Source organism: Mesorhizobium sp. M0195 (genome assembly GCF_040322115.1).
In the GTDB taxonomy this organism is placed as follows: domain Bacteria; phylum Pseudomonadota; class Alphaproteobacteria; order Rhizobiales; family Rhizobiaceae; genus Mesorhizobium.
In genome coordinates this window covers 1-9,668 of record NZ_JAMYSV010000048.1, presented here as the reverse complement: position 1 = coordinate 9,668, position 9,668 = coordinate 1, and the positions used below count along the sequence as shown (strand labels likewise).

General features: G+C 56.7%; 8 protein-coding genes and 1 pseudogene. 6 read left to right on the top strand and 3 right to left on the bottom strand.

Annotated features, from left to right (window positions below):
• From NKJ12_RS31430 to NKJ12_RS31400, 6 genes and pseudogenes are all read left to right on the top strand, one after another.
• Nucleotides 1-1,204: fumarate hydratase (locus NKJ12_RS31430; protein ID WP_352707566.1), on the top strand; the 1,204-nt coding region annotated here is incomplete at its 5' end.
• 118 nt (nt 1,205-1,322) lie between these two features.
• On the top strand, nt 1,323-1,820 hold the full coding sequence (locus NKJ12_RS31425) for an Lrp/AsnC family transcriptional regulator (RefSeq protein ID WP_352707565.1): 498 nt from the start codon (nt 1,323-1,325) through the stop codon (nt 1,818-1,820).
• Nucleotides 1,821-2,376: 556 nt separating this feature from the next.
• Nucleotides 2,377-2,628 (top strand): annotated as a pseudogene (locus NKJ12_RS31415) (transposase domain-containing protein); the annotation flags it as partial.
• Complete coding sequence (locus NKJ12_RS31410; protein WP_352707570.1) at nt 2,580-2,813, top strand: hypothetical protein; 234 nt, start codon at nt 2,580-2,582, stop codon at nt 2,811-2,813. The pseudogene NKJ12_RS31415 and the gene NKJ12_RS31410, both read left to right, overlap by 49 nt.
• 698 nt (nt 2,814-3,511) lie before the next feature.
• Complete coding sequence (locus tag NKJ12_RS31405; protein ID WP_352707563.1) at nt 3,512-3,931, top strand: SET domain-containing protein-lysine N-methyltransferase; 420 nt, start codon at nt 3,512-3,514, stop codon at nt 3,929-3,931.
• A gap of 199 nt (nt 3,932-4,130) precedes the next feature.
• A complete protein-coding gene (locus NKJ12_RS31400; protein WP_352707562.1) occupies nt 4,131-4,868 on the top strand; it encodes a class I SAM-dependent DNA methyltransferase in 738 nt (245 codons plus the stop codon).
• Between the two features lie 65 nt (nt 4,869-4,933).
• Here NKJ12_RS31400 and NKJ12_RS31395 read toward each other — a convergent pair whose 3' ends face one another.
• The 3 genes from NKJ12_RS31395 to NKJ12_RS31380 form a co-directional block, all read right to left on the bottom strand.
• Complete coding sequence (locus NKJ12_RS31395) at nt 4,934-5,236, bottom strand: transposase (RefSeq protein ID WP_352707560.1); 303 nt, start codon at nt 5,234-5,236, stop codon at nt 4,934-4,936.
• Nucleotides 5,237-5,477: 241 nt separating this feature from the next.
• The gene (locus tag NKJ12_RS32415; RefSeq protein ID WP_502905762.1) at nt 5,478-5,774 is read right to left on the bottom strand and encodes an integrase core domain-containing protein; all 297 of its coding nucleotides are present in this window, start codon (nt 5,772-5,774) and stop codon (nt 5,478-5,480) included.
• Nucleotides 5,775-6,035: 261 nt separating this feature from the next.
• Nucleotides 6,036-8,480 carry a GcvT family protein gene (locus tag NKJ12_RS31380; RefSeq protein ID WP_352707568.1) on the bottom strand — a complete coding sequence of 815 codons (2,445 nt, stop codon included), beginning with the start codon at nt 8,478-8,480 and terminating at the stop codon, nt 6,036-6,038.
• Nucleotides 8,481-9,668: the final 1,188 nt, after the last annotated feature.

The following is a 9,668-nucleotide window of genomic DNA, read 5'->3' as shown; positions in this document are numbered from 1 at the left end:
ACCATCGATTGTCTCGGATCCGCTTGCCGGGCGGGTGAACACGCGTGACAACACGCCGGCAGTCGTCCACGTCGACCTCGTGCCCGGCAACCAGATTGAGATCACCATCGCAGCAAAAGGGGGCGGGTCCGAAAACAAGGCGCGTTTCACCACCCTGAATCCCAGCGCGTCCGTTGCCGACTGGGTAGTCGACACCGTTTCGACGCTGGGCAGCGGATGGTGTCCGCCCGGCCTGATCTCGGTCGGCATCGGTGGCAGTGCCGAAAAGGCAATGCTGCTGGCCAAGGAGGTCATGAACGAGCCGATTGACATGTCGGAACTGATCGCCAGGGGGCCATCAAATGCGGAGGAGGCACTGCGGGTTGAGCTTTACGAACGAATTAATGCGCTTGGTATCGGTGCTCAGGGCCTAGGCGGCCTGACGACAGTCGTTGATGTCAAGGTTGCAACATATCCTACCCACGCGGCGTCCAAGCCTGTAGCGCTCATTCCGCAATGCGCCGCCAACCGGCACCTGAAGTTTACCTTGGACGGCTCTGGACCCATCAGGCTTGAGCCGCCTGACCTTTCCGAATGGCCGCAGATCGATCGAGAGGATTTGCACACAAACGGCGTCCGCCGGGTCAATCTGAATGCGGTCACAAAGGAAGAGACGGCATCGTGGCGCTGCGGGGAAACGCTTCTTTTGTCCGGGAAGATGCTGACGGCCCGTGACGCCGCCCACCAGCGAATGGTCGATTTGATCGATGCCGGCAAGCCGCTCCCGGTCGATTTGCGGGGACGCGTGATCTACTACGTCGGACCCGTCCGCGCAGTGAGGGATGAGGTCGTCGGGCCGGCTGGCCCAACAACCTCCAGCCGCATGGACAGTTTTACTGAAAAGATGCTGGCCGAGACCGGGCTATATGCAATGGTTGGCAAAGCGGAGAGGGGCCCGGCCACAATCGAGTCGATTGTGAGACACAGAACGCCCTATCTCATCGCAGTGGGTGGTGCTGCGTACCTGATTTCAAAATCGATCAAGGCGGCGCGGGTCGTTGCCTTTGAAGACCTGGGCATGGAAGCCATTTATGAATTCGAGGTGCAGGACATGCCGGTGATCATGGCTGTCGATGTTGAGGGAAACTCCATTCACAATTCCGGGCCTCTTGAGTGGCGCAAGCGCATGGCGGCCGACAGCATCGCCCGCAGCATCGGCGTTTGAGTCTTCCCGTTAGGCAATCCCTCCGGCCTCGCTTACCCATAGACTCGGAAGGGCAGTGAGAGCTGTGCTTTTTTTGGGGCAAGCTGTGCACGTAAAGCATATTCAGCCCGGCAAGGCCATGAAGTCGAAACTCAACACAGTTCGCCTGGACGCTTGGGACCTTCGGATCCTCTCGGAGCTTCAGGCAGACGGTCGGATATCCAAAAGCGAGCTTGCCAAACGCGTTCATCTGTCGGCGTCGGCTTGCTCCGAGCGGCTCCGCATACTCGAAACAATAGGGATTATTGAAGGCTATTACGCTCGGCTGAGTCCATCCCTCACCGGGGGCGTTATTTTCGTGATGGTGGAGGTGGTGCTGGATCGTCACCGCCTCGAAGACCAACGACACTTTGAGACCGCGATTCAGGGCATCCCCGAAGTTTTGGACTGCTGGGCTATCGGAGGCCGGGTCGATTACCTGATGCGCGTTGCAGCTCCCTCTATGGCGGCTTATCAGGTATTCATGGAGGGATTGCTGCAGGCAGGCCTCGGGATCGATCAATATTATAGCCTTGTCGTGACGAAATCCGTAAAATCCAATTCGCCGATACCTTTGTCCGCAGTAAGAGAGCAATGAGTTCCGGAGCCCGTGTTTTCCAGCTGAGATTGGATCAAGTTCGGTGAATTCGTCGGCCGCGCTCGCGCACTGCCGTGGAACGCCAGGTGTGTCCGGCGTACAATCACCTGATCTAGTGTTCTCCGCCGGGCGTAGACGGGAGAGCGGCAATGAGCCTGACCAATCAGGGAACCAAGCAAGTCCAGGAAAGGGATCGGAGCTTCGTCTTCCATCCGTCACGCATTTGGCAAACACAGCCGCGGCGAGACGCCGGAGGCGGAAGGCGTCTACATATGGGATATTGAAGGCCGAAAGAGCCTTGGTGGTTTCGGACTTTACTGCGTCAACATGGGATGTGGATGCACGGAGATCGCTGACGCCATTGGCGAGCCAGCGCATGAGCTGCCGTTTGCATGTCTATGCTAGCACAGGCACGGCCGTTGCCCGTTTGGCGGAGACCGTGGGATTTCGGACGGAACATGCAAAGGGTTAATTTGGCCTGTCCGGTTCCGACGCCAATGAGACCAATATTTGGTACTACAACAACGTTCTCGGTCGCCCCGAAAAGAAGAAGATCGCCGAGCGAGCCCTGCGCGGCATCGCTCTCGGAAGAAAGTCCTGGCTGTTCTGCGGTTCCGATCGCGGCGGACAGCGCGGCGCCATTCTCTACAGCCTGATCGTCAGCACCAAGATGAACGATATCGACCCGCAGGCCTGGCTCGCCGACGTCCTCGCCCGACTGCCCGCCTATCCGGCCCATCGGATCGATGATTTGCTGCCGTGGAATTGGAGATCCGCAAAACTGCGGACCCAACCAGCTGCGGCCTGATCATGCAGCGCAATAAGGTGCATCACGTCTACACGGTCGAACGTGTCGCCAGGGACCTCGGCGTCAGCGAAGCGCTCATCCAGAAACTGACCCTCGGTCTCGAGCCCGAGGACGGCGCCATCTGGGTGTACGGCGCCAATGATGACGACGGGATCTTGGCCTTCACCGATGAAGGCATCGCGTAGGTCAAACTCCTCCTCGAAGAATATCATCGCGTCTCCCCATCGAAAGCTTGACGCCAGCACCGCGGTGCTGGGGTGCTCATGGCCACCGGATACGCAAGTCTGCTGTTTTCACCGGATGCGTACCCCCTGACCCGCATTTCCGGCTGCGATGCAGATTTGGCCGGCCAGCTTCGGCAAGCAGGGTCTCGATCCAGCGATCAAGCACGCTTGGACCGTCGTCGGGCGACAAACTGGCAGCAGGCCAGTCATGTACTCCCGTACTTCGGTCAGCGTTGGTTGCAGACGGAACGGTAAGGGCAGGGGTTGGCAGCTAACGTTACCCACGCGTATTGGTAGGTATGACGATCTTGAGAACGAGCTATGTTCGCTTTCGGAGAACAACTTGTGAAATGGACCTCTAGAATGTTGTCCTTAGAAGACGCGCCTTGCCGATTCCCTGCGATGTGTTCCTTAGCGCAAGGAGGTGTCCGTTCTCCCGGGCAATGGGACGCGTAGTGGCTAAAAGTGTACTTGGATTTGGCCGAGGCCTCAATAGTAGCTCCGCGGAGGAGGAGGTTTGCGGCGAGAAGAGCGAGCCCCGTAGGCGAACAGCCGGCGTCGGCTTCTTTAAAGCCAGCATTGCTGGTGAACCACGGCCGGAAGCTTAACGATCACCCCCTCATGGAAATGCTCCAAGCTCAACATTAAGAAGGTAGACGATGGTCGATAGGGTGTATGATCGCAGCAATGCTCTGTATGTCAAGAAAGTTCCCGGAAAAGGTCGTGGTTTATTTGCCAATATCCCATTCAAGGCTGGAGATCTAATCGAACGCGCTCCAACATGGGTATTCAATGAGCAGGAAGCGTGGCATATAGATCGTACTGGAATACTTGAGTATTACTTTGTTCGTTTCGACAAGCGTATCAAAATCGACCCTATAGCTCGGTATGTTGTTTTTGGTCTTGCATCGTTGGTGAACCACTCTTTGAGACCTAATGCACAAACGGTTTGGACTGATGAAGAATCCGGCGCGTGGGCCAGCATTGTGGCAATTAAGGACATAAAAGTTGGCGAAGAGATAACGCAAAGATATAATAACATCCAAGATTATCCTGAGACGATCAATTTCGTTGAATGATATTGAATATTATTAACGGGAATGTGGCGATATTTAAGTGACCCGTTCCGCGAATTTTATCATCTCATTGCAACAACCGTATTACTCCGGTAAATGAAATAAGTGAAAGCGCGTAAATTTCCCTCTTGGCAAAAAAAGAGTGAGATGCAAGCATTCGTTACGAAACAAGACGTTTAAACAAAAATGCAGGATTACGAACATGAATGACGTTTTTGCCTATGACGAGAGTGTGGCTTCCACATATGAACAATTTACCAACTTATTAGGTAAAGTCTCGGAGGCAGACGAAACTGCTGCCTTTCTTGAGCGATTTTCCAGAGGAGGGGATGCTCTTGAGCTCGGTATTGGCAATGGGCGCGTGGCGGTGCCGTTGAGCGAGCGCGGGGTCAAGGTCGAAGGGATCGACAATTCGGACAGCATGTTAAAACTTCTCGCCAAGCGTACCGATCTGATCAAAGCCTGGAAGGGGGACATTGCCGATTTCAGCTCGGAGCAACGCTACGATCTGGTCTACTGTGTTTATGGCACATTCACCCTGCTCTCCAGGCGCGAAGAGCAAATAGCATGCCTTCGATCGGCTGCGGAGGCACTAAAAGAGAATGGGGTTGTAATAATCGAGGTGCGTGTTCCATCCTTGGATGGTTTTGTCAGCGGCCAGAAAACTACTACAACGTTCGTCGATCATGAGAATACATTGGTCAATGCGGTGCTCCACGACCCGATAAACCAGCACTTGATTTCAACAATCCTCTGGTTTTCTGGCGCATCGGTCAGACGTTTACCACAACGCGTTCGGTACGTTTATCACCAGGAGCTCGACACCATGGCCGAGTGCGTTGGGCTGGGACTAGCGGAGCGTTTCGGAGATTGGGCGGGGGGTGCGTTCACCAATGAGTCCAAAGGTCATATCTCAGTTTACCGCCGAACCAGCTTGTAGTCGGTGACCTTGGGCCGCCGGTTGGCCGAACGCTGCATGAAGAGGTATAGGTCGATGTTGGGCCGCTACTTGCCGTCGCGCGAGCAAGACCGCCCTGATCGTAACCGCCCGCCCTCGGCATCCTTGCGCATGCTCGGCATACTTCGCGCGACGCACATGTCGACGGGAAGGAACACCGCCGACGGCAACAGGAGACCCTTCCTCCTCAGTTCAGCCCGCCAGGTATAAATCTGCTGCCGCGTCACATCGTGCCACTGCGCAACCTCAGTTACCGTCGCCCCGTCGACACCGACCGACATGACGATGTCGAGCTTCTTCTCATCACCCCACCGCCGACGCCGTTCCTCACCAATAATCTCGATACGCATCGCAAACCTCGCCCCAGACACGTCGCAAACGACGTCGTAAACACGTGTCATAGGTCATCATGGACTGCACCCCCTGGGTGAGACAGTAATCAGTAACAGTTCTCCTTGTTGTGAATTGCGTTTGGTGTCTTTTGCCGTAGTTGCATGAGACTGGTCTCGTATGCGTCCGGCGAGAGATAGTCGAGGGCAGAGTGCAGGCGCTGCCTGTTGTAGACCACCTCGATGAACTCGCCGATCCTTGTCATGCATCGTCTATGTCGCGATAGGCTTGGCCATCCACCTCCTCTTCCTTCAGGGTCCTCATGAATCTTTCGGTCTTGGCATTGTCATAAGGATTGCCGATGCGGCTCATGCTCGGCTGGATGTCGTGGTTCCCTCGCGGGACACTGCCCTCGGCACTACGCAGCTTGAGATCCAGCTCCTTAATCCGCTCGACCAACTGGACGGGCACCGGCAGCAACGAGGTGATCGCTTCGCCAAGACCAGGGATGTGGGACGCTTCTTTGATGCGTGCGATGAAGGCCTTTCCCTGCCACACGCCCGGCCTTATAGCCGAAGGTGGCGCACAACCCACCGATCATGATGTCGAGCCGGACGCGGGCCTCCTCCAGATGGCCGCGAGTGGTGATTATGCTGCGTACACGGTGCGCGCCCGGCGATTTGCCATGAACCTCTTTGTACAAGCCCGTTCTCGCCAGTTGCGCGAGCCCTGCAGCATCGTGGGGATCGGTTAGATGCGGCCTGCGAGCTTAGATACGCAGGATACGTTGGTGGATGCCCAACCGCTCCAACTGGTAATTCAAGCCCGCACCCGCTCGCCCTTGGCGTCGTACATCGGTTTGAGCGAGACTTCTGCGGCAAAGCGCTCGCCGGCGATCTCAATCTCATAAGAGGAGGAGAGCAGTGCTGCCTCGCATTCGTACTTGCACGGTACATAGCCAAGGCCAACGGCTCCGCCGAGCGTGTGCCCGTAGTCCCCGGAAGTGATTGTTCCGGCGATCCGACCGTCTCGGAAAACGACTTCGTTCTTATGAAGCAGAGGGGCGGGGTCTTTAAGGCGGAACTGAACCAGCCGACGGTCGAGTCCCGCCTCAAGTTTTCTCAGCACCGCATCGCGGCCAATAAATCCAGGCTTTGCCGTCCTGACAGCGAGGCCCAGTCCCGCTTCGAGCACATGGTCCCCGCTGCCAACATCATCGGGGAGGTGGCGATATGCCTTCTCGATGCGGCACGAGCTGATGGCATGAAGGCCGCACAGCTTGAGTCCCACATCTGCGCCCGCCGCCTCGATTACTTCGAAGACATGAGCGGTTTGGTCAGTCGAAATGTAGATCTCCCAGCCCAGCTCGCCGACATAGGTAACTCTGTGGGCTCGCGCCAGACCCATGCCGATTTCAATCTCCTGGCAGGTGCCGTAAGGATTGTTTTCGTTGGAGAAGTCATTCGGACTTACTCTGCTGAGCAGTTCGCGCGAATTCGGTCCCATCACTGCCAGGACGCTTTCCGACGCCGACATATCGGTGATAACGACGAACTCGTCGCCTAGATGCCGCCTCAGCCAAGAAAGGTTGGGTCGCACCGTGAAGGCCGACACGACCAGCAGGAAAGCAGTCTCCGTGAGACGACTCACGGTGAGATCGCTCTCGATCCCGCCCCGCTCGTTCAGCATTTGCGTATAAACGATCCGGCCAACCGGCACGTCGACATCGTTGGAGCAAAGCCGCTGGAGAAAGCTGGTAGCGTCTCGGCCTTCCACTCGGATTTTTCCGAATGAAGTCAAGTCAAAAACAGCTACGCGTTCACGAACCGCAACATGCTCGTCGCGCTGATTATCAAACCAGTTTTGGCGGTGCCAGGAGTATCGATATTCGCGCTCCTGGCCCTCCCTAGCAAACCAGTTGGCCCGCTCCCAGCCCACCATCTCACCGAAGACCGCCCGGCGTGCTTTGAGATGTTCATGAATTGGCGAGCGTCGAATGCCGCGCGCTGTTGTCATCTGACGAGCGGGGAAGTGGTCGGCAAAGGAAAGTCCCACTACCTCCGAAACCCGCTCCTTCAAGCGCGAACAGTTCTTCTGAAACGGCTCCATCCGACGGATGTCCACGCCTGACAAATCGAAGGGCGGCTCGTCGTCGTTTATCCACTGCGCCAGCGCTAAGCCCGCACCTCCTGAGGCAGCTATGCCTGTACTGTTGTAACCACATGCTACCCAATAGCCCCTAACATCAGGAGCTTCACCCAAGTGATATTGGTCATCCGGAGTGAAGCTTTCTGGCCCGTTGAAGAAGGTACGAATACCGGCTGTGGCCAGCATCGGAATTCGCTTTAGAGCCTTCTCCATAATAGGCTCGAAATGCGCAAAGTCCTCGGGCAACTGATCGAAGCAGAAATCTTCCGGGATGCCGTCCATGCCCCACGGTTTCGCCTTCGGTTCCACCGCCCCGAAAAGAATTTTTCCTGCATCTTCCTTGTAGTACGTATGTTCATCAAGGACCCGTAGGACCGGCAGCCGAGTTAGTCCGTCTATTGGTTCTGTAACCATGTAGAAATGTTCGCACGCATGCAATGGAACCGCGACGTCGCTTCTAGCTCCGAATTCCCGTGCCCACATGCCAGCACAGTTTACGACGCATTCCGTCTCAATCACCCCTCGCTGGCCCTCCTTCTCCCATGTTACGCTCGATACCCGACCGTTCTTTGCCTGAACACCGGCTACCTTCACTCCTTCAAAGATTGAGGCGCCGCGCTGACGTGCGCCTTTGGCCAGCGCCATCGCGACGTTGGCTGGATCACATTGTCCATCATTAGGGAAATGAAGCGCAGCAGTGACATCAGACACATCGACATGAGGGTACATTTCCTCGAGCTCTCGCACAGAGACCTTTCGCGCCTCCACGTCGTGGGCGGCTGCGAGAGAGAGTTGCCTGTATAGCTCGTGCTTGCGCTCCTGGGTAAGTGCGATAGACAATGAGCCGACGCGGCGAAGTCCGGTTGCAATACCCGTCTCGCCTTCCAGGTTCGAGTAGAGTTGCATTGAGTACTTGGTCAGTTTTGTCATATCGCTAGACCCGCGAAGCTCGCTGAGTAATCCAGCGGCGTGCCAGGTCGTGCCGCACGTAAGTTGCTTACGCTCGAGCAGGATCACGTCCGTCCATCCGAGCTTCACCAAGTGATATGCGACAGAGCACCCCGACACCCCGCCTCCGATTATGACAGCTCGCGCTTTGGAGGGCAGTGACTTCATTTCGGATACCTCAATAACCTCGTTAAATTCTGGCGCGACTCTCATGGTAAGCTCCTGTTCAGTGTCTTTTTCGGCATCCTTTCGGCAGAGCCCGCCGAGCGCGCCCTCCAGAGTTCCGGATAATCCGCGAGCGTGGCAAGGCCACGTAGCCACCGCAGACCGCGATCCGCGCCTCGTAGCCTCGGAAGAGCGCCCGGCCAGAGCCGACTGGCGGGCCGGCGGGCGACGCTGTCCATCCTTCTTTGTAGCAAGTTTGGCGCCAGTCTGACCCTTGTACGTTCGGCGCCAGGACCAAGATACTCTTGGTCGGCCTGTATCGGATGTCGGCGCGGAAAGGCGACCGCCACTGCCTGTGGACGTGAATGATAGCGCCGGCGGGCCGACTCGCCTGTGTCCTGCTCCGAGCCAGTGGTGATCGAGGATGAAGGCCAACTTCCCCCCGCGTCGTTGTCGATGATGACGGCGCGCGCTTAGTCGGGTGCGAGCGCCATCGCAACTACATTCTTTCCGATCCAAGTGAGACTTTCTTCGGCGAAGGAGTAGAAGGGAATGCCGTGGAATTTGCGTTCAGTGCTCACGAACTTGCCTGTTCTGTCTAGCCATAACCAAGCTCGGGATGGTGAAGGTGGCGGCGTTACTCGATGCCGATTGGCAAGCAAGCGCACAGTCTTGCGTCGGCTCGGCAAAGCTCAGTGTTCGCGGGGGCGATCGCATGTTCGGCGAGCGTGATCATGGGATGAGTCTGTGCGGCTCGGCAGTGCGTCGGCAGATAGGACAGCAGGTGTCGTGCCAACTGAGAAAATTGCTTCAGAACAATGAGTTCACTTTGATCGGACTGTGTCTCATGTCCGACATGGTCGGAGATCCGACAACGAGTGCAGCCGTAAGCGCCTGATCCATTCTCATGTTCGAACTCGCAGGAACACCCTGCAAACTCAAGCCGTAAAGCTCACAGCGAACTCGGGGCAACATTGTCGCTCCAAAGACGCTTCACGTACCCCCTCAAATGGCCATTGTGAGGACGATCTGAATGACGAAGACCGTCTGCGCGTGCGGATCTACATCCAACGCCAGCGGAAAGAGATGGGGGCACCGGTTGGCCGCGCCCTTCAGTATATCTCGTACTACCATCCTCCAGATTATATCCGGTCTCTTTCGCAGGCATATGCGCGCGAACAGAGCCCGTCG

Bases quoted from the DNA above. Each gene is read 5' to 3' on its own strand.
- NKJ12_RS31425 (WP_352707565.1), top strand. From the start codon at position 1,323: ATGAAGTCGAAACTCAACACAGTTCGCCTGGACGCTTGGGACCTTCGG.
- NKJ12_RS31380 (WP_352707568.1), bottom strand. From the start codon at position 8,480: ATGAAGTCACTGCCCTCCAAAGCGCGAGCTGTCATAATCGGAGGCGGG.
- NKJ12_RS31405 (WP_352707563.1), top strand. From the start codon at position 3,512: ATGGTCGATAGGGTGTATGATCGCAGCAATGCTCTGTATGTCAAGAAA.
- NKJ12_RS31400 (WP_352707562.1), top strand. From the start codon at position 4,131: ATGAATGACGTTTTTGCCTATGACGAGAGTGTGGCTTCCACATATGAA.
- NKJ12_RS31395 (WP_352707560.1), bottom strand. From the start codon at position 5,236: ATGCGTATCGAGATTATTGGTGAGGAACGGCGTCGGCGGTGGGGTGAT.